At 70.1% G+C, this 21,870-nt stretch carries 26 protein-coding genes; 20 read left to right on the top strand and 6 right to left on the bottom strand.

Annotated features, from left to right (window positions below):
- Nucleotides 1-19: 19 nt before the first annotated feature.
- From W7U_RS12400 to W7U_RS12380, 5 genes are read left to right on the top strand one after another with little or no spacing between them, the layout of a single operon-like run.
- Nucleotides 20-991: a Rieske 2Fe-2S domain-containing protein gene (locus tag W7U_RS12400; protein WP_008258366.1), complete on the top strand. Its 972-nt coding sequence runs from the start codon at nucleotides 20-22 to the stop codon at nucleotides 989-991.
- Entirely contained in the window at nucleotides 988-1,473 is a 486-nt protein-coding gene (locus tag W7U_RS12395) for a hemerythrin domain-containing protein (RefSeq protein WP_008258355.1), read from the top strand. Before W7U_RS12400 ends, W7U_RS12395 begins: the two co-directional genes overlap by 4 nt.
- A gap of 28 nt (nucleotides 1,474-1,501) precedes the next feature.
- A complete protein-coding gene (gene pcaH, locus W7U_RS12390) occupies nucleotides 1,502-2,275 on the top strand; it encodes a protocatechuate 3,4-dioxygenase subunit beta (RefSeq protein ID WP_008258353.1) in 774 nt (257 codons plus the stop codon).
- The gene (gene pcaG, locus W7U_RS12385; RefSeq protein ID WP_051070689.1) at nucleotides 2,268-2,840 is read left to right on the top strand and encodes a protocatechuate 3,4-dioxygenase subunit alpha; all 573 of its coding nucleotides are present in this window, start codon (nucleotides 2,268-2,270) and stop codon (nucleotides 2,838-2,840) included. Before pcaH ends, pcaG begins: the two co-directional genes overlap by 8 nt.
- Nucleotides 2,837-4,063 carry a lyase family protein gene (locus W7U_RS12380; RefSeq protein ID WP_036429040.1) on the top strand — a complete coding sequence of 409 codons (1,227 nt, stop codon included), beginning with the start codon at nucleotides 2,837-2,839 and terminating at the stop codon, nucleotides 4,061-4,063. The genes pcaG and W7U_RS12380 overlap by 4 nt, the downstream gene beginning before the upstream one ends.
- 10 nt (nucleotides 4,064-4,073) lie before the next feature.
- Here the strand turns inward: W7U_RS12380 and W7U_RS12375 are convergent, their stop codons facing one another.
- The 3 genes from W7U_RS12375 to W7U_RS12365 form a co-directional block, all read right to left on the bottom strand.
- Nucleotides 4,074-4,337 (bottom strand): hypothetical protein, encoded by a 264-nt coding sequence (locus tag W7U_RS12375; protein WP_009952620.1) that lies wholly within the window; start codon nucleotides 4,335-4,337, stop codon nucleotides 4,074-4,076.
- Nucleotides 4,338-4,518: 181 nt separating this feature from the next.
- Nucleotides 4,519-4,731, bottom strand: a complete 213-nt coding sequence (locus W7U_RS12370) for a hypothetical protein (RefSeq protein WP_026071309.1) — start codon at nucleotides 4,729-4,731, stop codon at nucleotides 4,519-4,521.
- A 191-nt stretch (nucleotides 4,732-4,922) separates the two neighbouring features.
- Nucleotides 4,923-5,762: a class I SAM-dependent methyltransferase gene (locus W7U_RS12365; RefSeq protein ID WP_008258348.1), complete on the bottom strand. Its 840-nt coding sequence runs from the start codon at nucleotides 5,760-5,762 to the stop codon at nucleotides 4,923-4,925.
- A gap of 159 nt (nucleotides 5,763-5,921) precedes the next feature.
- Here W7U_RS12365 and fdxA point away from each other — a divergent pair, with 159 nt between their 5' ends.
- The 5 genes from fdxA to W7U_RS12340 all read left to right on the top strand — a co-directional run bounded on the left by fdxA (nucleotide 5,922) and on the right by W7U_RS12340 (nucleotide 8,826).
- Nucleotides 5,922-6,278 (top strand): ferredoxin, encoded by a 357-nt coding sequence (fdxA, locus tag W7U_RS12360; protein ID WP_008258347.1) that lies wholly within the window; start codon nucleotides 5,922-5,924, stop codon nucleotides 6,276-6,278.
- Nucleotides 6,279-6,352: 74 nt separating this feature from the next.
- Nucleotides 6,353-7,045, top strand: a complete 693-nt coding sequence (locus W7U_RS12355) for a helix-turn-helix domain-containing protein (RefSeq protein ID WP_170320602.1) — start codon at nucleotides 6,353-6,355, stop codon at nucleotides 7,043-7,045.
- Complete coding sequence (locus W7U_RS12350; protein WP_008258345.1) at nucleotides 7,042-7,467, top strand: hypothetical protein; 426 nt, start codon at nucleotides 7,042-7,044, stop codon at nucleotides 7,465-7,467. Before W7U_RS12355 ends, W7U_RS12350 begins: the two co-directional genes overlap by 4 nt.
- A 54-nt stretch (nucleotides 7,468-7,521) precedes the next feature.
- Nucleotides 7,522-7,866, top strand: coding sequence for a cupin domain-containing protein (locus tag W7U_RS12345; RefSeq protein ID WP_008258344.1), 345 nt, complete (start codon nucleotides 7,522-7,524; stop codon nucleotides 7,864-7,866).
- A 6-nt stretch (nucleotides 7,867-7,872) separates the two neighbouring features.
- Nucleotides 7,873-8,826 (top strand): nitronate monooxygenase, encoded by a 954-nt coding sequence (locus W7U_RS12340; RefSeq protein ID WP_036429037.1) that lies wholly within the window; start codon nucleotides 7,873-7,875, stop codon nucleotides 8,824-8,826.
- A gap of 14 nt (nucleotides 8,827-8,840) precedes the next feature.
- Here W7U_RS12340 and W7U_RS12335 read toward each other — a convergent pair whose 3' ends face one another.
- Nucleotides 8,841-9,545: a helix-turn-helix domain-containing protein gene (locus W7U_RS12335; protein ID WP_008258342.1), complete on the bottom strand. Its 705-nt coding sequence runs from the start codon at nucleotides 9,543-9,545 to the stop codon at nucleotides 8,841-8,843.
- A 92-nt stretch (nucleotides 9,546-9,637) separates the two neighbouring features.
- Here W7U_RS12335 and W7U_RS12330 point away from each other — a divergent pair, with 92 nt between their 5' ends.
- Nucleotides 9,638-10,081, top strand: coding sequence for a DoxX family membrane protein (locus W7U_RS12330; RefSeq protein WP_008258341.1), 444 nt, complete (start codon nucleotides 9,638-9,640; stop codon nucleotides 10,079-10,081).
- 7 nt (nucleotides 10,082-10,088) lie between these two features.
- Here the strand turns inward: W7U_RS12330 and W7U_RS12325 are convergent, their stop codons facing one another.
- Nucleotides 10,089-10,601 carry a DUF1990 domain-containing protein gene (locus W7U_RS12325; protein WP_008258340.1) on the bottom strand — a complete coding sequence of 171 codons (513 nt, stop codon included), beginning with the start codon at nucleotides 10,599-10,601 and terminating at the stop codon, nucleotides 10,089-10,091.
- 22 nt (nucleotides 10,602-10,623) lie between these two features.
- On the opposite strand from W7U_RS12325, the gene W7U_RS12320 reads away from it, so the two are divergent.
- From W7U_RS12320 to W7U_RS12310, 3 genes are read left to right on the top strand one after another with little or no spacing between them, the layout of a single operon-like run.
- Nucleotides 10,624-11,544, top strand: coding sequence for an aldo/keto reductase (locus W7U_RS12320; protein ID WP_051070685.1), 921 nt, complete (start codon nucleotides 10,624-10,626; stop codon nucleotides 11,542-11,544).
- 11 nt (nucleotides 11,545-11,555) lie between these two features.
- Nucleotides 11,556-12,209, top strand: coding sequence for a PaaI family thioesterase (locus W7U_RS12315; RefSeq protein WP_008258338.1), 654 nt, complete (start codon nucleotides 11,556-11,558; stop codon nucleotides 12,207-12,209).
- Between the two features lie 59 nt (nucleotides 12,210-12,268).
- The gene (locus W7U_RS12310) at nucleotides 12,269-13,525 is read left to right on the top strand and encodes an amidohydrolase (RefSeq protein WP_008258337.1); all 1,257 of its coding nucleotides are present in this window, start codon (nucleotides 12,269-12,271) and stop codon (nucleotides 13,523-13,525) included.
- A gap of 22 nt (nucleotides 13,526-13,547) precedes the next feature.
- Here W7U_RS12310 and W7U_RS12305 read toward each other — a convergent pair whose 3' ends face one another.
- A complete protein-coding gene (locus W7U_RS12305; protein WP_170320600.1) occupies nucleotides 13,548-15,323 on the bottom strand; it encodes a cation:proton antiporter in 1,776 nt (591 codons plus the stop codon).
- A gap of 98 nt (nucleotides 15,324-15,421) precedes the next feature.
- On the opposite strand from W7U_RS12305, the gene thrS reads away from it, so the two are divergent.
- From thrS to W7U_RS12275, 6 genes are read left to right on the top strand one after another with little or no spacing between them, the layout of a single operon-like run.
- Entirely contained in the window at nucleotides 15,422-17,497 is a 2,076-nt protein-coding gene (gene thrS, locus W7U_RS12300) for a threonine--tRNA ligase (protein WP_008258335.1), read from the top strand.
- On the top strand, nucleotides 17,490-18,065 hold the full coding sequence (locus W7U_RS12295) for an HIT domain-containing protein (RefSeq protein WP_008258334.1): 576 nt from the start codon (nucleotides 17,490-17,492) through the stop codon (nucleotides 18,063-18,065). The genes thrS and W7U_RS12295 overlap by 8 nt, the downstream gene beginning before the upstream one ends.
- A gap of 13 nt (nucleotides 18,066-18,078) precedes the next feature.
- A complete protein-coding gene (gene pgsA, locus W7U_RS12290; protein ID WP_008258333.1) occupies nucleotides 18,079-18,720 on the top strand; it encodes a phosphatidylinositol phosphate synthase in 642 nt (213 codons plus the stop codon).
- Between the two features lie 17 nt (nucleotides 18,721-18,737).
- Nucleotides 18,738-19,688: a phosphatidylinositol mannoside acyltransferase gene (locus tag W7U_RS12285; RefSeq protein WP_008258332.1), complete on the top strand. Its 951-nt coding sequence runs from the start codon at nucleotides 18,738-18,740 to the stop codon at nucleotides 19,686-19,688.
- Nucleotides 19,688-20,812, top strand: a complete 1,125-nt coding sequence (locus W7U_RS12280; protein WP_008258331.1) for a glycosyltransferase — start codon at nucleotides 19,688-19,690, stop codon at nucleotides 20,810-20,812. The genes W7U_RS12285 and W7U_RS12280 overlap by 1 nt, the downstream gene beginning before the upstream one ends.
- Nucleotides 20,812-21,834: an NUDIX domain-containing protein gene (locus W7U_RS12275; protein ID WP_008258330.1), complete on the top strand. Its 1,023-nt coding sequence runs from the start codon at nucleotides 20,812-20,814 to the stop codon at nucleotides 21,832-21,834. The genes W7U_RS12280 and W7U_RS12275 overlap by 1 nt, the downstream gene beginning before the upstream one ends.
- Nucleotides 21,835-21,870 lie beyond the last annotated feature (36 nt).

Genomic DNA, 21,870 nt, shown 5'->3' with positions numbered 1-21,870 from the left:
TGAGGAAAGGCAGGGTGCGATGGTGGGTCGGCCACGCGGGGGTCGATTGCAGCAGGTCGGATCCAAGGTTCTGGCCGCTATCGGGCGCCAGGAGTGGATGGATCGGCCGAGCTATCGGTTCGAACACCTGCTCAGCTTCGCCTACAACGGGCTCGGCGGCGCCCGCAACACCGTCACCAACGCGCTCAACGGGGTCTGGCTTGGGCACCCGGTGCACCCGCCGTTGGCGTCGCTGACCAGCGGCGCGCTCGGCACGACGGTGGCGCTGGACGTCCTCAGCGTGCTGCCGGGCCAGCCCGCATCCGAGGTCGTCGACGCCTCGCGATTCGCCTCCCGCGCCCTCGGGGTCGGCATCCTGGCGAGCCTGGGCTCGGCCGTCACCGGCGTCACCGACTGGCAGCACACCCACGAGGAGGACCGCCGCGTCGGCGCGGTGCACGGCCTGCTGAACGTCGCCGCCACCGCGCTGTACATGCAGTCGTGGTGGGACCGTCGCAAGGGACGCCACGGGCGAGGCATCGTGCTCACCGCGCTGGGCTACGGCATCACCGTCGCCGGTAGCTACCTCGGTGGGGCGCTGGTCTTCGACTCCGGCATCGGCATCGACCAGTCCGGTCCGCGGCTGCGCACCTCCACGTGGACGCCGGTGCTGCCCGCGAGCTCGCTCAACGGCAAACCGGTGCGCGTCGAGGTCGACGGTGTGGGCCTGGTGGTCTGTCAGACCAAGCCCGGTGAAGTCGCGGCGTACGGAGAATTCTGCCCCCACCTGGCCGCCCCGATGGCCGACGGCTGGATGGACCGCGGCCGGTTGGTGTGCCCCTGGCACGGCTCGTGGTTCGCCGCCGAATCCGGCGAAGTGGTGCGCGGTCCGGCGGCAGCGCCGCTGCCGTGCTACGAGGCCCGGTTGGTCGACGGAGTGGTCGAAGTCCGCGGTGAGCAGCAGCCCGCTCCCGGCGGCGCGGTCGGAATCGCTAAAGGAGGAGCCAATTGAACGCCTACGACGTTCTCAAAGAACACCACATCGTGCTCAAGGGCCTCGGCCGCAAGGTCAGCGAGGCACCGCTGAATTCCGAAGAGCGCCATGCCCTTTTCGACGACATGCTGATCGAGCTCGACATCCACTTCCGGATCGAGGACGACCTGTACTACCCGGCGCTGCGCGCGGCCACCAAGCTGATCGCGGTCGCCCACGCCGAACACCGCCAGGTCGTCGACCAGCTTTCCGTGTTGCTCAAGACGCCGCAGAGCGCGCCGGGGTATGAGGACGAGTGGAATTCGTTCAAGACCGTGCTGGAGGCGCACGCGGACGAAGAGGAACGCGACATGATCCCGGCCCCTCCGCAGGTGAAGATCACCGACGCGGAGCTCGAGGAGCTGGGCAACAAGATGGCCGCCACGATCGAGCAATACCGCGGCTCGGCCGTGCACCGCCTGCGGACCAAGGGGCGCGCGGCGTTGATCCGCGCCCTGTAGGGGAGCATCGAGAGTAGCGTCACGGCTCATGGACGCCGGGTGTGTCGCTTCTCAGGCTGACATCACGGCGGAGATCGCCCGCATCGCAGCGCAATACCCGGGCGGCGCCGGGGCAGGCCCGGCGCACGGTCAGCCGCTCCTGGACTATCCGCCGTACCGCAGCACGACGCTGCGCCATCCCAAGCATCCCCTGGTCGCGGTCGATCCCGAGGGGGTCGAGCTCTGGGCGCCGTGCTTCGGCCACCAGGACGTCGACCCGCTCGACGCCGACCTGACGGCCGGGCATCCGGGCGAGCCGATCGGGGAGCGCGTCGCGGTGACCGGACGCGTCGTCGACGAAGGCGGCCGGCCGGTGGCCGATCAGCTGGTCGAGATCTGGCAAGCCAATGCCGCTGGGCGCTACCGCCACCAGCGCGACCAGCACCCGGCCCCGCTCGACCCCAACTTCACCGACGCCGGCCGCTGCCTGACCGGGCCGGACGGCTCCTATCGGTTCCTGACGGTCAAGCCCGGCCCCTACCCGTGGCGCAACCATCGCAACGCCTGGCGCCCGGCGCACATCCATTTCTCCGTTTTCGGAACGGCTTTCACCCAGCGCCTGGTCACCCAGATGTACTTCCCGGGCGACCCCCTGTTCGAGCTGGATCCGATTTTCCAGTCGATCCTCGATCCCGCCGCGCGGCAACGGCTCATCGCCCGCTACGACCACGACCTGACCCAGCCCGAGTACGCGACCGGGTACCGGTGGGACATCGTCCTGACCGGCGGCGCGCAGACACCCACCGAGGGTGCGCATGACTGAAACTGCCTGCACCCCAGGGCAAACGGTCGGACCCTTCCTCGACCTGGGATTGCCGTACCCCGGTGACAGCGAGCTGGTCGACGACGGCCACCCGCAGGCCATCCGGCTGCACGGCACGGTGTACGACGGCGGCGACGCCGCGGTCCCCGACGCCCTGGTCGAACTCTGGCAGCCCGATACCGCGGGACGCATTGCGCGGCAGGCCGGTTCGCTGCGCCGATGCCACGCGTCGATCCCGTCGTTCACCGGCTGGGGCCGCTGCGCGACCGACGACGCCGGGCGCTACGCGTTCACCACGCTGACGCCGGGTTCGGTGATCGACGGGCGCCCGCCGTTCTTCGCGCTCACCGTGTTCGCGCGGGGGCTGTTGAACCGGTTGTTCACCCGGGCCTACCTGCCCGGAGCCGACCCGGACGCCGATCCGCTGCTGGCCGCCATCCCCGCCGAGCGTCTGGAAACGTTGCTCTGTGTGGCCGAAAACGACGGCGCCGCATACCGTTTCGACATCCACCTGCAGGGGCCGGCCGAGACCGTGTTCCTGGCGTACCGGGCGGACGCGCGATGACGAATTTGCTGTGGCCCGGAGACCATCGAGCCGGTGAGCACATGACCGACGGGGCGCTGCTGGGTTCGATGGTCGCGGTGGAGTCCGCGTGGCTGAGCGCGCTGGCGGGCGCCGGCCTGACAGCCGCCGAGTGCGTCGGCGTGGAGCTGCGGAATCTGGTGACGCACGACGACTGCGAGGCGCTCGCGGCCTCCGCCGAAGACGGCGGCAACCCGGTGATTCCCCTGGTGAAGCTGCTGCGCGAGCGCGCGGAGCCGGCCGTCGCGCCGTGGATCCACCGCGGACTCACCAGCCAGGACGTCCTGGACACCGGCCTGATGCTGGCCACGCGCGCGGTCGCCGACGACCTGATCACGCAGCTGAGAAAGCAGATCTCGGCGCTGTCCGAACTCGTCGCGCGGCACCGGGCCGCGCCGATGGTGGCCCGCACCCTTACCCAGCACGCCGCACCCACCACCTTCGGCGCCAAGGCCGCCGGTTGGCTGAACGGGGTCGTCGACGCCTTCGACCGGATGGCCGCGCTGACCACACCCGCCCAAATCGGTGGCGCCGCGGGCACATTGGCCGCCACCACGGAGTTGGCGGCGCTGCTCACCGGCGGCTCCGACCCGGCCGGGGTGGCGGCCGGCGTCGCCGCGGACACGGCAACCGCATTGGGCCTGGCGCCGCGGGCGCCCTGGCACACGGCCCGCGCGCCGATCACCGGCGCCGCCGACGCGTTCGTCGGCTGCACCGACTGCTGGGGCCGCATCGCCTCCGACATCGTCACGCTGGGCCGCCCCGAGATCGCCGAACTCAGCGAGCCGACGGCCGACAACCGGGGCGGCTCGTCGTCCATGCCGCACAAGCGCAACCCCGTGCTGTCCATCCTGATTCGCCGCGCCGCGCTGTCGGCGCCGCCGCTTGCCGCGACCTTGCACACCGCCGCGGCGCTGGCCGACGACGAACGGCCCGACGGGGCGTGGCACGCCGAATGGGACACCCTGCGCACGCTGGGCCGGCGCACCGTGGTCGCGGGATCCCAAACCGCGGAGTTGCTGACCGGACTGACCGTGCACACGCAGCGCATGGCCGAAAACCTCGATGCCGCAGATGTTTCGGGTGAGCAGCAAGCGATCGCCGAGCTGGTGGGCAAAGACCCGTCACCGACCTACTTCGGCGCCGTCGACCGGCTGATCGACGACAGCCTCGGCCGCGCCGCGCGGGCACTCGCTCAGCGCTGAGTCGCGATTCTCAGTCGGCCACCGCGATCTCGATGGACAAGCACTCACTCAGGGCGTGCGCCGCCGCCCAGTCGCCGCCGCACACGGCCCGCTCGAGTTCGTCGACCAGCGGGCTGTCGGCTCCGAGGTCCGCCAGCCACGCCGACACCGTCGCCGTGATCTGATGGGCGGGCACCCGGGCGACGTGCCCGCGGTGGAGTCGGTCGGTCAACTGGTAGATCGTGGCCGTCGGCCTGCGCTGCGGCCAATGAACCATCCATTTCGGTGAATTCATCGTCCCCTCCCCGCTAGCCTCAACGACTCATCCATCCCCGGCGGCACGTCCAGCGTTAGAGCGCAATAGTACGTCCGTACCAATGCGTGGGTTGTCATTTCGGCCGTCAAAACTCGAACTTTTTCGCGGTTTTTGTTCATCGCGGTCGCCTACCTGGTTCTGCAGCAGAAGAGCAGGCCGGTCAATGCCGCGCCAATGAGGCACGGCCCGCCCGGGACATGATGCGTTGCAAGACGTTGTGGGACAGGTCGCCGTCGTTGGCCACCCTGGCGAGGCCGCGCCGCCTCAGGAACATGTCGAGCCGCCGGTCGGGTGACCAATCGGCGTAGATGGCGCCGAGGTAATGCGACTGCAGGAAATCCGACGCCAACGCGTCGAGGTCGGAATCCGTCAGCGACGGTGGGCTAGCACCCATGCTCGGCAAGCTCCTTCGTTCTCCCCACAACTGCCGCAGCCAAGTTACGTCAGGGGGCGTCACTAAACCGTCACGCGGAGATTGCGGAACGGGCCCAAACTCGGGACCCGATATCGGAAGCGGCGCAACACCGAACGGCGCAGGCCGTCCCCAAAGCCTTCCGGGGCCGGTCAGCCGGTGGCCGATGCCGCGGGCTTGTGGGCGACGATCGCGACGGCGGCCAGTTGCTTGCGGTGCTTGCGGAACGTGCGGCGCATCGCCAGGACCCGCTTGCGGGCATCGCGGTGCAGGAGCACGTTCCTGGCGAACCGCAGGGCCCCGAACAGGCCCTCGTCGGAGACCAGCCGGCGGGGCTGTAGCAGGGCCATCGGCGCGGTGGTGACGTTGTCGACCACCAATCCGTGCTCGGCGAGCAGTTTCGACCACTCCGCGATCGTCAGCGGCCGCGCGTTCACCTTGATCGAACGCGCGAGCCCCTGCCGGATCTCGGTGCTGATCTCCTCCGACACCGTGTCCGGGATGAGGGCGAGTTCGTGGATCGCGTAGCGGCCCCCCGGCCGCAGCACGCGGGCCGCCTCGGCGACGATGGCCTGTTTGGCCGCGTCGCCCTGCATGGTCAGCATCGCCTCTCCGACGACGACATCGCTGCTGGCGTCCGGCAACCCGGTCTCCGCCGCGTCCGCCACCCGCACGGCGGCATTCTGCGCACCGAGATCGGAAAGCACGCCGCGGACCATGTTGGCCGCGTCCGGGTCGCCCTCGGCGCCGACGTAGGATCGCGGACCGCGGGCCACGATCTCGGTGGCGGTACGGCCCAGGCCCGGCGCCAGCTCGACCACATCGGCGCCGCCCAGCTCCGCGCGCGACAGCAGGGTGCGGGTCAGCTCGACCCCGCCGGGGCGCAACACGCGCTTGCCGAGCCGCGCCAACAGCCAATGGCCGGCGACCGCGCTGTCGTCACGGCGCGAGGCCGGCAGCGGAAGTTCGGAACCTGCTCGTTGTCCTGGCATCAGATCTCCTGTCGCGCAGCGCCTTGCGGTGAGGCCAGGGCCAGCTCGTGGTACCCATGGCGCACCGGGGGCGGGGTGTCGATGAGCCTACCGTCGGCCTTCACCGTTCTTAGGCCTCGAACCCAATTTTTACAAGACATGTTGTGTAAACTGTAGCCCATGACTTACGCGATCGGGAAGCCATGCGTCGATGTGATGGATCGCGCCTGCGTCGACGAGTGTCCCGTGGATTGCATTTACGAGGGCGGCCGCGCGCTCTACATTCATCCAGACGAGTGTGTCGACTGCGGCGCGTGCGAGCCGGTTTGTCCGGTGGAGGCGATTTACTACGAAGATGACCTGCCCGAGGACCTCCAGCCGCACCTGGCCGACAATGCGGCATTCTTCGCCGAGACGCTGCCGGGCCGCGACGAACCCCTGGGGTCCCCGGGCGGGGCGGCCAAGGTCGGCCCGCTCGGCGTCGACACACCGCTGGTGGCGGGTCAGCCCAGTGCCGCCCATTCGGACGGGGCTTGAAGGACGAGCAGCGTGAGGGACCGGTGAAGACCCAGAGAACCCAGAAGACGCAGAAAGCCCAGAAGGCCCGGCAGTTGGAGAAATTCCCGGAGGTTCAGCGTTCGGTCGCGGGCGAATCGGCCGGTCGGCGCCGCGCGGTGATGCGGTTGTTGCGGGCTTCCCCGGAGCCGATGAGCATCGCCGGGATCGCCGACGAGCTGGGCGTGCACCCCAACACCGTCCGCTTCCACCTCGACAGCCTGGTCACCGACGGGCAGGTGGAACACGTCGAGCTGGACCGCAAAGGCCCGGGCCGCCCACCGCTGATGTTCCGGGCGGTCCGGCAGATGGATCGCGGCGGGACGCGGCATTACCGGCTGCTCGCCGAGATCTTGACCATGGCCTTCGCCACCGAGCGCGACCCGGGGCCCAAGGCGCTGGCCGCGGGACGGGCGTGGGGGCGGAAGGTGGACGCCGAGCTGCATCCGCGGCCCGACGCCCCCGCCAACGCCGAGGAGGTCATCGCCCGTTTGATCGAGGTGCTCGACGAACTCGGCTTCGCGCCCGAGCGCCGGGTGGTCGACGGGGAGCAACAAGTCGGACTGCGGCACTGCCCGTTCCTGGAGCTGGCCGAAAACCGGTCGAGCGTCGTGTGTCCGGTGCACCTCGGCCTCATGCAGGGAGCTGTGGAAACCTGGGGCGCACCGGTCTCGGTGGACCGGCTCGACTCGTTCGTGGAGCCGGACCTGTGTCTGGCTCACCTGACGCTGCAGGGGGCGGCCAAATGACCACCGGAACCGCGATCGCCGTCGCGCTCACCTTCGTCTGGCTCGGCATGGTGCTGGCCATCTCGTTTTTGGAAGCCCCGCTGAAGTTCCGGGCGCCCAACGTGACGTTGCAGATCGGGCTCGGCATCGGCCGGCTGGTCTTCCGCGCCCTCAACACCGTCGAGGTGGCCTTCGCGCTCGTCATCGGGGCGATCGTGATCGCGGGCCCCACCCCGGCGGGCGTCATCGTGGCGGTCGGCGTCGCCGTCGCCGCGTTGGCCGTGCAGCTGGTCGCGGTGCGGCCCGCATTGACCCGCCGTTCCGACCGGGTGCTGTCCGGATCGGACGGGCCGCGCTCCCGGGCCCACTACGGCTACGTCGCCCTCGAGGCGGTCAAGGTGGCCGGCCTGATCGCGGCGGGGATACTCCTACTGAGCGGTTAACTGCCAACCCTCAAGGCCGTCGGTGAAAGGCCTTGCAACTACGAAGGACTCACAATGGATTCCGTTTCGTTGACCGACCTCGCATCCGAAAAGCTCGCCGAGGCCAAACAGTCCCACAGCGGACGGGCCGCGCACACGATCCACGGCGGACACAGCCACGAGCTTCGGCAGACCGTGCTGGCCCTGCTGGCCGACCACGACCTCTCCGAACACGACAGCCCCGGCGAGGCCACCCTGCAGGTGCTGCGCGGCCACGTGCGCCTGACCACCGGCGGCGACGCCTGGGAGGGCAAGGCCGGCGAATACCTTGCGATCCCGCCCGAACGCCATGCCCTGCACGCGATCGAGGATTCGGTGGTCCTGCTGACCGTGCTGAAGACCATCCCCTCGGCACACTAGCCCCCGATGCTCTCGACGCCCTGGGCAACGAGTTTCGGTCTGCGGGTGCCCATCGTCAACGCGCCGATGGGCGGGGTCGCCGGCGGCCGCCTGGCCGCCGCGGTCACGGCGGCCGGTGGTCTGGGCATGGTCGGCATGGGCAGCGTCGCGACCCGGGAGCTGCTGGCCGAGCAGCTGCGGGCCGTCGACGGCCGGTTCGGCATCGGCCTGGTCGATTGGGTGATGCGCAACGAGGCCGGGCTGCTCGAGGATGCGCTGGCCGCACGGCCCGCCCTGTTGTCGGTCAGTTTCGGAACCGACTGGTCCTGGGTCGCCAAGGCGCATGACGCCGGAATCCCCACCGTCACACAGGTTTACGACAGCGACGGGGCGCGCAGGGCCGTCGACGCCGGCGTCGACATCCTGGTCGCCCGCGGGTCGGAGGGCGGCGGGCACGGCGAGGTCAAGCTGGGGCTGCTGCCGCTGCTGGACGCCGTCCTGGACGCCGTCACGGTTCCGGTGCTGGCCGCGGGCGGCGTCGCCTCGGCGCGCAGCCTGGCCGCCGTGCTGGCCGCCGGCGCCAGCGGCGCGTGGGTGGGGACCCGCCTGTCGGCCTGTCCGGAGGCGCTGACCGGCGACGCCGGCCGCCGGGCCCTGGTGGCCGCCACCGAAACCGACACCGCGGTCACCCGGGTCTTCGACGTCGCCAAGGGGCTGCCCTGGCCGGCGCGATTCCCGTCGCGGGTGCTGGCCAACGAGTTCGTCGAGCACTGGACCGGTCACGAAGAGGCGCTGGACCCGGCCGCCTGCGAGGAGCTGGCCACAGCGATCGCCGCCGGGGACTGCCGGATCGCCCCCGTGGACGCCGGTCAGGGCGTCGGGATGATCCGCGACGACGCGTCGGTGCGCGAGGTCATCGACGAGATGTGCACGGGCGCGGCACGGTTGCTGTCCGGCTGGGGGACATCAGGCCGGGCATAGGGCTCGCTCGCGGCCTACGCGCGGCCGGGCGCCAGCACGACGCAGCACCGGTCGGGCCCGGGGCAGAGCCGGGCGTTCGGGCCGTGTGGCGCCAGTGCATCGGCCACACCGCTGATCAGCGCGTGGTTCATGGTGCAGGCCAGCTCCGTCTGCTCCTGTGCCAGGGCGTGGAACGGGCAGTTGGCGAGCTCGACCCCGCCGTCGCCGTATCGGGGCTCGTAGCCGTGCCGGCTCAGCAGCTCCACCGCGCGCCGAAGCGCGCCCGCGGCGTCGGCGGGCGGTCGCTTGCCGGACCGCGCCCCGATCGCACGACCGTAGTCGTGGGCCACCCGGTTCAGGACGCTGGTGACCGGTTCGCCGGTGCCCGCCGACCGGGCGATCGCCGTCGCCATCAAGCGGCCCGCCAGCTCGTACTCCCGCTGCGGAAGGCTGACCGCGATGTCGCGGCCCGCCCGGCGATACAGCTTGGCGGTACGCCCGGCGCCGGGGCCCGAGCGCCCGGTCACGCGCGCGAAACCGGTTTCCAGCAGGCCCTCGGCGGTGAGCCGGTCCAGGTGGAACTTGGCCTGGTGGTGGGGGATCCCGACGGCGTCGGCCGCCTGGTCGCGGCTCACGGGCGCGGGCTGGTCGCACACGAACTGATACAGGCGGTGGCGCACCGGATCGGCGAGCGCCCCGATGCCGGCGGCGTCGCGCTGCAGGTGCTTCCCGTCGTCCATTTTCGCGCCGTTTCTAACAGACAAAATGCTTGACGCTACAGTCTACACGTTCTACCGTTCGATTTATTATCCGTTAGAAATGGAGGCACCCGATGAGCACCAATCAAGTCAGCGCGAGGCCCACCCTCGCCGAGCAGCTACGGGACCCGGCCTATTCGGCCTACCTAGCGCTTCGCACCGTGTTCACGATCGCGCCGATCGTGTTCGGGTTGGACAAGTTCTTCAACCTGCTGACCCACCCGCATCACTGGAGCATGTATCTGGCCGGCTGGATCGACGACCTGGTACCCGGAACGGCCGATCAGTGCATGTACCTGGTCGGGATCATCGAGATCGTGGCCGGGGTGGTGGTGGCGGTGGCCCCACGGCTGGGCGCCTGGGTCGTCGCGGCCTGGCTCGCCGGGATCATCATCGACCTGGTCACCGTGCCCGGGTTCTACGACGTCGCGCTGCGCGACTTCGGGTTGTTCGTGGGCGCCATCGCGCTGGGCCGGCTGGCGCAGGGCGTGCACAGCGGCAGCATCGCGGCCCGGTAGCCGCGGGTCAGACGGCCCTCAGGTAGCGCTTGGCGATGAGCCGCTGCGCTACCCGCACCACCGGGCCGCCGGCCTTGCTCCACCAGGTCGCCGGACGGGAGAACGCCGACACCTCCGCGTGGACCGCGGAGGTGATCGGGTCGTAGCGCACCACGAAACGCTCCTCGCCGGATTCCGGGTGGCCCGGCAGGGTGCCGTAGCCGAAGCCGCGAATGTCGGGTTCGTCGACGACGTACACGACGCGGCAGGGCGCCGGCAGAAAACCCATCCGCACCACCACCACCGCGTCGACGACGGCGATCTCCGAGCTGGCCTGCACGCGCAGCCCCGAGCCGCGCTGCATGCCCCAGCTCAGCACGGCGTCGGCGGCCTGCTCGAAACGCTGCCGGCCCGTGCCGATTTGGCGCTCGGCGTGTTGATGGTCGTATCCCGCGGGCAGGTCACCGGCCTGCTGAAAATCCTGGGTCGCACCCACTTCCCGATAGGTCAGCGGAAGTTCCTCGAGCGCTCGTAGGTCCACGCGTTCAGCTTGCCACGTCACGATGCGCGGCGGTGTTTTGCGAGTACGGTCTGAAGATGTGACCGCACTAAACTCGAAAACCGTTGCCGGGGCGTCGGGAACGTTCACCCTCGGCGGAGATCTGACCATCAACCGACTCGGCTTCGGGGCGATGCGCCTGACCGCGAAGGGCGTTTGGGGCCCGCCCGACGACCGCGACGAATGCGTCCGGGTGCTGCGGCGCGCCGTCGAGCTCGGGGTGAACTTCATCGACACCGCCGACTCCTACGGCCCGTACTTCTCCGAGGAGATCATCCACGAGGCGCTGCATCCCTACGACGGCCTGGTGATCGCGACCAAGGCGGGGCTGCTGCGCACCGGGCCGGACATCTGGATCCCGTTGGGCAACCCCAGTTATCTGCGCCAGGAATGCGAGCTGAGCCTGCGCCGGCTGGGCGTGGACACCATCGACCTGTTCCAGCTGCACCGCATCGACAAGAACTTCCCGCTCGAGGACCAGGTCGGCGAGCTGCTGACCCTGAAGAACGAGGGCAAGATCCGCCACATCGGCCTGTCCGAGATCAACGTCGACCAGCTCGGCGCGGCGCAAAAGATCACCGAGATCGTGTCGGTGCAGAACATGTACAACCTGTCGGCCCGCGACGCCGAGCCGCTGCTGGACGCGGTGACCGAACAGGGCATCGGTTTCATCCCCTGGTTCCCGCTGGCCGCCGGACCGCTGGCCGCCCCCGACGGGCCGCTGCAGCGCATCGCCGCCGAGCACGACGCGACGCCGTCACAGCTGGCGCTGGCGTGGTTGCTGAAGCGGTCACCGGTGATGCTGCCGATTCCGGGGACGTCGAAGGTGGCGCACCTGGAGGAGAACGTCGCCGCGGCCGAGATCACGCTGTCAGACGACGAGTTCGAGACCCTGTCGGCCGCCGGGGCCCAGCAGACCGGGTAGCCACCACGCGAATGCGCGCGCCCGTCGGGCAATACGGTGTGGTGGTGGCCGAACATCAGCGACACCCCGGCGGAGGATTCAACCCGCCCGAACCCACCACCAAGGGCGGGCCCGACTACGGCAGGTTCATCGACGCCGTGCGTGCGTTGCAGGATCACGCGCGCGCCGCCGACGCCCCCGACGAGGTGATCACCGAGGCGGCCGACCTGCTGGAGAAGGTGTCGGCGTTGCTGGCGCCGTACGACGCCGACGAGTGGGCCTCCCCGTCGGGCCGCCGGATGGACCTGCCGATGCGCGGCAACATCCTGACCATCCCGATGGCGGCCCGCAAAGGCGCAGACGGCCGCGTCCATGGCGAGGCCCGATTCGCCCGGTTCCACCTCGGGCGCAACGGCGCCGTGCACGGCGGGTCGCTGGGGATGCTCTTCGACACCGTGCTGGGTCTGACGGCGGTGCTGCTCACCGGCAGCCGCCGCCAGCGCACCGCCTACCTCAAGATCGACTACCGCAACATCGTCCCGATCGACAAGGAACTGCAGTTCGACGCCGGCGTCGACCGGGTGGACGGGCGCAAGATCTTCGTCTCGGGCCGGTTGACCGACGGCGAGCGCCTGCTGACCGAGGCCGACGCGCTGTTCGTGCGGCTCAAACCCGGCCAGCCCTGAGAGTCGTTCGCCCGCAAGGGGTTTCATGAAGCGTCGCCGCAACAAGGAGGGCCGAAACGATGAACAGTGGCTCGGCGGTGCTCGCCGGCCTGGCTGACGTCCGCGGCTGGCAGGAGGACCTGTATCGCGACCTGCACCGGCATCCGGAACTGTCGCACCGAGAACACCAGACCGCGGCGGCCGCCGCGCAACGGCTGCGCGAGTTCGGCTACGACGTCCACGAGGGCGTCGGCGGCACCGGCGTCGTCGGGATCCTGCGCAACGGCGAAGGTCCCGCCGTGCTGCTGCGCGCCGACATGGACGCGCTGCCGGTGGCCGAAGACACCGGGCTCCCGTACGCCAGCGTCGTGACCGACGCCGACGCGGCCGGCCACGAACGGCCGGTGATGCACGCCTGCGGGCACGACGTCCATGTGACCTGTCTGCTCGGCGCGGCCGCGCTGCTCGCCGGCGCGCGAGCGCAGTGGCGCGGCACCGTGGTCGCGCTGTTCCAGCCCGCCGAGGAGGTCGGCGACGGCGCGCGGCGCATGGTCGACGACGGGCTGGCGACGTTGGTCGGACGCATTGACGTCGCCCTGGCCCAGCACGTCCTGCCGATCCCGGCGGGCCAGGTGGCGACGCGGTCCGGGCCGGTCCTGACGACCGCCGACAGCATGCGGATCACCGTCTACGGGCGCGGTGGGCACGGCTCGATGCCGCAATCGTCCGTCGACCCCGTCGTGCTGGCCGCCATGATCGTGATCCGGTTGCAGACCGTTGTTTCGCGCGAGATCGCACCCGCCGAGGCCGCGGTGTTGACGATCGGCAGGATCGAGGCCGGCACCAAGAGCAACGTGATCGGCGACCGCGCCGTGCTGGAACTGAACCTGCGCACCTACAACGAACCGACCCGCGCCAGAATGCTCGCTGCGATCCGGCGCATCGTCACCGCCGAGTGCCAGGCGTCCGGATCCCCGAAGGAGCCCGAATTCGAACTGGTGGACCATTTTCCGGCCACCGACAACGATCCCACGGTCACCGCGCGGGTGCGTGCCGCGTTCGACGATTTCTTCGGCGACCGGGCCTGCGAGCTCGCGCCGCAGACCGCGAGCGAGGACTTCAGCGACATTCCCCGCGCGCTCGACGCCCCCTACAGCTATTGGGGCATCGGCGGAATCGACCCCGACGCCTATCGCGACGCCGACTCGGCGGGCCGCGTCGCCGAGGACATACCCGTCAACCATTCCCCGCGGTTCGCCCCCGTCATCCAGCCCACGCTCGACACCGGCACCCAGGCGTTGACGGTCGCGGCGCTGGCCTGGCTGGGGCGATCCTAGGCCGCACCAAACAGGTTGAAAATCAAGTTCTTTGCGTGCGCCGGCGGGCTCGGCGCGTTCGCATCGGCAGCGTGCTCTCTTCGTGGTCGAGTTCGCGTTCAATCGCGCGCAGGCTCTGGTCGGGCAGCATGCCCGCGTCCCGCCAGCGCACCAGCTCGTCGCGCTGGGCGTCGATGGCGACGCGGCGGATGGCGACCGCGGCCTCGTAGCGGGGAGCGGCGGGCGCCTCGGCGGCGTCCGACAACAGATCGAGCCGGTGCTGATACCGCTCGAGCCGTGCCGACAACTGTTGGCGCACACCGTCGATCACCCTAGGGTCCACATCCATGTCGTCCTGTTGATCCAGCGAGTCGAGCCTGTCCAGCGCGGCCTGCACGGCGGCGGCGCGAGCCCGGTTGCGCAGCCGCAGTTCGTCGGTGGCATCCGCGCGCAGGCCTAGGGCGCGCACCAGCGGGCCGAACGTGATGCCCTGTCCGATCAGCGTCACCAGCACGACGACCAGGGTGCAGAACAGCAGCAGGTCCCGGTCGGGAAACGGCGCGCGGCTGTCGGTCACGAACGGCACCGCGAAAATCGCCGCGAGGCTGACCACCCCGCGGGTGCCGGCCCAGCTCAGCACCAAGACTTCACGGCCGCTGAGGCGCTCGGAGGTGCGGTTGGGCCGGCGCCCGGTGTCGGGGTCGCCGCGTCCGTCGGGTTCGTCGGCATCGTTGGCGTCGTCGGCGTCGGCTGCGTCGTTTGCGTCGTCGGCGTCGGCGGCGTCGGCGGAACCCGAGACGTTGCCGAGCCGGGTGCGCAGCGGCCGGGGAAGCGACTGGGTGAGCAGCAACCACAGCGGCCGCACCACGAGAACCACGGCGACGGTGACGGAGACCGCCACGATGATCGTCGACAGGTCGTAGCCGCCCAAGTCGTCGAGGATGGCCGGCAGCTGATGGCCGATCAGCAAGAACACCAGGCCCTCGAGTAGAAAGTTGACCAGCCGCCAGACGGCCCGCGTCTGCAATCGGCTCGCCCCCGATTCGAGCCGGGGCGAGTCGTGGCCGACGATCAACCCGCACACCACGACCGCCAGGACACCGGAGGCGGACAGCTCCTCGGCCACCAGGTAGGTCACGAACGGGGTGGCGAGCGAGATCGCGTTGGCCGTCAGCACGTCGTGCCTCCACCGGCGCAGCAGCCGCCGGAAGTAGGCGAACACCATTCCCACCGCCAGGCCGCCCAGGGCCGCCAGCGCGAACTCCCGGATCGCCGACGGCACGGAGAACGCGGCGCCGCGCGCCACCGTGATGGCCACCGACAGCGTGGTCAGGGCGGTCGCGTCGTTGAGCAGCCCCTCGCCCTCGATCAGGGTGACGATGTTGAGCGGGAGGCCTTCCTTGCGGGCCACGGCCAGCGCGGCCACCGGGTCGGTCGGCGCGACCGCGGCGCCCAGCACCATGCCCACCGCGAGCGTCGCACCGCTGACGAGCAGCCCGAACGCGATGCCGACCGACGCCGCGGTCAACAGGACGAGGACCACCGACAGGCTGATGACCGTGCGCAGATTGCGGCGGATACCGACCAGCGACGACTCCAGCGCCGCGTTGAAGAGCAGCGGCGGCAGGATGCAGGTCATCACGACGTCGGGCTCGAGGCTGATATTCGGCCCCGGCACCAGCGCATAGCCGATGCCGACGAGAACCAGCAGCGGCGCGCTGGGCAGCCCGGTGCGCTCGCTGATCCAGTTGACCAGCACGATGACCGCGACGGCGCCGAGCAGCAGCGTCAAACCGGTCTGCGCCCCCATCGGGTCCATCTTGCCGGACTTGTGGGCGGCTGCTCGACGGCCCTGCTCGGCGCCGAACCGCCCCGATAGCATGGTCGTCGACCCATCGAGCCTTGGAGACCGCCACAATGACCGTCCCCGCACACGCCGCCTCGGGAGCCGACGGCGGTGACCCGCAAGCCCCGATCCGGGTGCCTGCCGGGACCACCGCGGCCGCCGCGGTGCGGGATGCGGGGCTGCCGGGCCGCGGGGCGCCCGACGGCGTCGTGGTGGTGCGCGACGCGGAGGGGAAGCTGCGCGACCTCAGCTGGGCGCCCGCCGCCGACGCCGAGGTGATCCCGGTGGCGGCCAACACCGACGACGGCCGCAGCGTGATCCGGCACTCGGCCGCGCACGTGTTGGCCCAGGCCGTCCAGGAGCTGTTCCCGCAAGCCAAGCTGGGCATTGGCCCGCCGATCGCCGACGGCTTCTACTACGACTTCGACGTACCGGAGCCGTTCACGCCCGAGGATCTGGCGGCGCTGGAGAAGCGGATGCGCCAGATCGTCAAAGAGGGCCAGCTGTTCGAGCGCCGGGTCTACGAGTCCAAGGACCAGGCGCGCGCCGAGCTGGCGGGGGAGCCCTACAAGCTCGAACTCGTCGACGACAAGTCCGGTGATCCTTCGGTGATGGAGGTCGGGGGCGATGAGCTCACGGCCTACGACAACCTCAATCCCCGTACCCGCGAACGGGTTTGGGGCGACCTGTGCCGGGGACCGCACATCCCGACCACCAGGCACATCCCCGCGTTCAAGCTGACCCGCAGCTCGGCGGCCTACTGGCGCGGCGACCAGAACAACGCCAGCCTGCAACGGATCTACGGCACGGCCTGGGAGTCGCAGGAAGCGCTGGAGCGCCACCTGACGCTGATCGAGGAGGCCCAGCGCCGCGATCACCGCAAGCTGGGCACCGAGCTCGACCTGTTCAGCTTTCCCGACGAAATCGGTTCCGGCTTGGCCGTTTTCCATCCCAAGGGCGGCATCGTGCGCCGGGAGCTGGAAGAGTACTCGCGGCGCAAGCACATCGCCGCCGGCTACGAGTTCGTCAACACCCCGCACATCACCAAGGCGGACCTGTTCCACACGTCTGGCCATCTGGACTGGTACGCCGAAGGCATGTACCCGCCGATGCATCTCGACGCCGAATACGACGACGACGGGACCGTGCGCAAGCCGGGGCAGGACTATTACCTCAAGCCGATGAACTGCCCGATGCACACGTTGATCTTCCGGTCGCGCGGGCGCTCGTATCGCGAACTTCCCTTGCGGCTCTTCGAATTCGGCACCGTTTACCGCTACGAGAAGTCCGGCGTGGTGCACGGGTTGACCCGGGCGCGCGGTTTCACCATGGACGACGCGCACATCTTCTGTGCCCGCGAGCAGCTGCACGCCGAGCTGGCGTCGCTCCTGCGGTTCATCCTCGAGCTGCTCGGCGATTACGGGCTGGAGGACTTTTATCTGGAGCTGTCCACCAAGGACCCGGAGAAGTTCGTGGGCTCCGATGCCATGTGGGAGGAATCCACCAAAGCCCTGGCCGATGTGGCCGCCGAATCCGGCCTGCAGCTGGTGCCCGACCCGGGCGGCGCGGCGTTCTACGGACCCAAGATCTCCGTGCAGGCCCGCGACGCCCTGGGGCGCAGTTGGCAGATGTCGACCATCCAGGTGGACTTCAACTTCCCGGAGCGGTTCGAGCTGGAGTACACCGCCGCCGACGGCAGCCGGCAGCGGCCGGTGATGATCCACCGCGCGCTGTTCGGGTCCATCGAGCGGTTCTTCGGCATCCTGACCGAGCACTACGCCGGCGCCTTCCCGGCGTGGCTGGCGCCGGTGCAGGTGGTCGGCATCCCGGTGGCCGACGACCACGTCGACTATCTGAACGACGTTGCGGCGCAACTGCGTTCGCACGGGGTTCGGGTCGACGTCGACGCCAGCGACGACCGGATGGCCAAGAAGATCGTCAACCACACCAACCAGCGGGTGCCGTTCATGTTGCTCGCCGGCGACCGTGACGTTGCGGCGGGCGCGGTCAGTTTCCGCTTCGGTGACCGCACCCAGATCAACGGCGTGCCCCGCGACGGCGCGGTCGACGCCATCGTGAAGTGGATCGCCGATCGCGAGAATGCCGCTCCCACCGCCGAACTCGTGAAGGTGGCGGCCGGTGAGTGAGCGCGAACGCGCCGAGCCGCGCACCGACGACACCATCCTCGACCGGGGCGTCGGCGAGGAAGATCATCTGCAGCGGTTGTGGACGCCGTACCGGATGACCTATCTGGCCGAGGCGCCGATGAAGCGCGACAACGGCAAAACCGAGCAGCCGTTCACCGACATCCCGCAGCTGACCGACGAAGACGGCCTAGTCGTCGCGCGCGGTGAACTCGTCTACGCCGTGCTCAACCTCTACCCGTACAACCCCGGGCACCTGATGGTGGTGCCCTACCGGCGCGTCTCGGAGCTGGAGGACCTCACCGATCCGGAGAGCGCGGAGCTGATGTCCTTCATCCAGAAGGCGATTCGCGTCATCAAGAACGTGTCGCGGCCGCATGGTTTCAACGTCGGCCTCAACCTGGGGACCTCGGCCGGCGGGTCGCTGGCCGAGCACCTGCACGTGCACGTCGTCCCGCGCTGGGGCGGCGACGCCAACTTCATCACCATCATCGGCGGGTCGAAGGTGATCCCGCAGTTGCTGCGCGAAACCCGCCAGTTGCTGGCGACGGAGTGGACGAAGCAGCGATGAGCGCAACGCGATCATGAGTAAGGTGCCGTTCCTGTCCCGGGCGGCGTTCGCGCGGCTGACCACTCCGACCGCGAAAGCGTGCCTGCGGTTGGGTTTGACCCCCGACGTCGTCACGATCCTGGGCACCGTCGTGGCCGTGGCGGGGGCGCTGATCTTCTTCCCGATTGGCAAGCTGTTCATCGGCACGCTGGTGGTCTGGTTCTTCGTCCTCTTCGACATGCTCGACGGGGCGATGGCGCGGGAACAAGGCGGCGGCACCCGGTTCGGCGCGGTGCTGGACGCCACCTGTGACCGCGTCAGCGACGGTGCGGTGTTCTGCGGGCTGCTGTGGTGGATCGCCTTCGGACTGCACGACAAGCTGCTGGCGGCGGCCACCCTGATCTGCCTGGTCACCTCGCAGGTGATCTCCTACATCAAGGCCCGGGCCGAGGCCAGCGGCCTGCGCGGCGACGGCGGCATCATCGAACGGCCCGAGCGGCTGATCATCGTGCTGGTCGGCGCCGGCATCTCGGACTTTCCGTTCGTCGCGTGGCCGCCCGCGTTGCCGGTGGCGATGTGGCTGTTGGCGGCGGCCAGCCTGGTCACCTGCGCGCAGCGGTTGCGCACGGTGCGCACCTCGCCGGGTGCGACCGACCGCGGATCGGTCGCGCCGTGATTCCCACTCCGCCGGGCATGAACGCGATCACGGCACCGAGCCGCCTGGCGAGCCGCGTCGCGGGCCGGTTGAGCGGCGTCGGGGCCGACTGGGCGTACGCGTCAGGCTGGTTGGCCGTGCGGGCGATGCCGGAGTTCGCCGCGCGCAACGCATTTGGCGCCGCGGCGCGCTACGCGGCCCGCGGCGGCGGCCCAGATCAGTTGCGCAAGAACCTGGCCCGCGTCTTGCGGGTGCCGCCCTCAGACGTTCCGGATTCACTGATGCGGGCGTCCGTGGCCTCCTACGCCCGTTATTGGCGCGAGGCGTTCCGCCTGCCGGGCATGGACCTCGCCGCGGTCGGCCGCCAGCTGCACGACTCTGTTCAGGGCCGCGACCATATCGAAGCGGCACTGTCCGGCGGCCGCGGCGCAGTGATCGCGTTGCCGCACAGCGGCAATTGGGACATGGCAGGGGTGTGGCTGGCGCAGACACACGGCACCTTCACCACCGTCGCGGAGCGACTCAAACCCGAGTCGCTCTACCGGCGGTTCATCGCCTACCGCGAAGGCCTCGGCTTCGAGGTGCTGCCCTTGTCCGGGGGCGAGCGGCCACCCTTCGACGTGTTGTGCGACCGGCTGCGGGACAACCGGGTGGTGTGCCTGATGGCCGAGCGCGACCTCACCCGCACCGGCGTGCAGGTCGACTTCTTCGGCGAACCCACCCGGATGCCGGCCGGGCCGGCGAAGCTCGCGATCGCGACGGGGGCGGCCCTGCTAGCGGCCCACTGCTGGTTCGAGGGCCAGGGCTGGGGCGTCGCCATCCACCCGGCGCTGGACTGCACCGGCGGCGACGTCGGCGCGATCACCCAGCTGTTGGCCGATCACTTCGAGAAGAACATTGCCGCCCGCCCCGAGGATTGGCACATGATGCAGCCGCAGTGGCTGGCCGACCTCTCCGAGAACAAGCAGGCCCGGCTAAGGGACGCCTGATGCGCATCGGGATGATCTGTCCCTACTCGTTCGACGTTCCGGGCGGGGTGCAGTCGCACGTCCTGCAGCTTGCCGAGGTGGTGCGGGCCCGCGGGCATGACGTCAGCGTGCTCGCGCCGGCCTCGCCGCACGCCGTGTTGCCCGACTACGTCGTCTCGGCGGGCAAGGCCGTCCCGATTCCCTACAACGGGTCGGTGGCCCGGCTGCGGTTCGGCCCGGCCACCCACCGCAGGGTCAAAAAGTGGCTCGCCGAAGGCGATTTCGACGTGCTGCACCTGCACGAGCCCAACGCGCCGAGCCTGTCCATGCTGGCGCTCAACATCGCCGAGGGTCCGATCGTGGCGACGTTTCACACGTCGACCACCAAATCGCTGACGCTGACGGTCTTTCAGGGCATCCTGCGCCCGATGCACGAAAAGATCGTCGGCCGGATCGCGGTCTCCGACCTGGCGCGGCGCTGGCAGATGGAGGCGCTGGGAACCGACGCGGTGGAGATCCCCAACGGCGTCGACGTCGGCTCGTTCGCCACCGCGCCGCTGCTGGACGGTTACCCGCGGCCCGGCAAGACGGTGCTGTTCCTCGGGCGCTACGACGAGCCGCGCAAGGGCGTGGGGGTGTTGCTCGACGCGCTGCCGCGGCTGGTTGAGCGGTTCGCGGACGTGCAGCTGCTCATCGTCGGACGCGGTGACGAAGACGAATTACGCGCGCAGGCAGGCGAATTCGTGAACAACATTCGCTTCCTCGGCCAGGTCGACGATGCCGGCAAGGCGTCGGCCATGCGCAGCGCCGACGTCTACTGCGCACCCAACCTCGGCGGGGAAAGCTTCGGCATCGTCTTGGTCGAGGCCATGGCCGCCGGGACTCCGGTGGTGGCCAGCGACCTCGACGCCTTCCGGCGCGTGCTGGCCGGCGGGGACGTGGGCCGCCTGGTGCCCGTCGGCGACGGCGCCGCGCTCGCCGATGCGCTGGTCGCGGTGCTGGAGGATGATGGGCTGGCCGAACGCTACGTGGCGGCCGGTTCGGCCGCCGTCCAGCGCTACGACTGGTCGGTGGTGGCCAGCCAGATCCTGAGGGTTTACGAGACGGTCGCCGCGACAGGCGCCAAGGTTGAGGTGGCCGGTTGATGACATGGCTGATCGTCGCCATCGCGGTGTTGGTCGCGGTGCTGGGCGTCTTCGGCGCCTGGGCGTACCGGACGGCCAACCGGCTGGACCGGTTGCACGTCCGCTACGACCTGTCGTGGCAGGCGCTCGACGGCGCGCTGGCGCGCCGCGCGGTGGTGGCGCGCGCCGTGGCAATCGACGCCTACGGCGGCGCATCCGAGGGCCGGCGGTTGGCGGCGCTGGCCGACGCCGCCGAGGGCGCGCCCCGGCCCGCGCGGGAGACGTGCGAAAACGAGCTGTCGGCCGCGCTGGCCGCCGTCAACCCGGCGTCCCTGCCGGCCGGGTTGATCGCCGAGCTGGCCGACGCCGAGGCCCGGGTGCTGCTGGCCCGCCGCTTCCACAACGACGCGGTGCGCGACACGCTGGCGCTGGCCGAGCGGCCCCTGGTGCGGCTGTTCCACCTGGGCGGGACCGCCGGGCTGCCCAGCTATTTCGAGATCGTGGAGCGGCCGCACGCGTTGGCCCACGGCGATCACGGCGTGCTCAACCACCGCACCTCGGCCCGCGTCGTGCTGCTCGACGAGAGCGGGGCGGTGCTGCTGCTGCGCGGGTCGGATCCGGCGCTGGGCGAGCCCGCCCCGAAGTGGTGGTTCACCGTGGGAGGCGAAGTGCAGCAGGGGGAGCGGCTGGCCGAGGCGGCCGCGCGAGAGCTCGCCGAAGAAACCGGCCTGCGGGTCGCGCCCGCCGACATGGTCGGGCCCGTGTGGCGGCGCGACCAGGTCTTCGAGTTCAACGGCTCGCTGATCGACAGCGAGGAGTTCTACTTCGTCTACCGCACCCGCCGGTTCGAGCCGTCGCGCACGGGCCGCACCGAACTGGAACGCAGCTACATCCACGGCCACCGCTGGTGTGATGCTGCCGACATCGCCCAGCTCGTCGCCGCGGGGGAGACGGTGTACCCCATGCAACTATCCGGACTGCTCACCGACGCGGCCGCGCTCGCCGGCGGCCGCGCCCCCGGCCCGCTGCTGTCGATCCGCTGACTCCGTCGGTCAACGCGGGCCAAAGCGCCTCATTAG

This window comes from Mycobacterium sp. H4Y (assembly GCF_000364405.1).
In the GTDB taxonomy this organism is placed as follows: Bacteria; Actinomycetota; Actinomycetes; order Mycobacteriales; family Mycobacteriaceae; genus Mycobacterium; species Mycobacterium intracellulare.
Note: the sequence above shows the minus strand (reverse complement) of the source record. Positions and strands in the feature narration are given on the sequence as shown.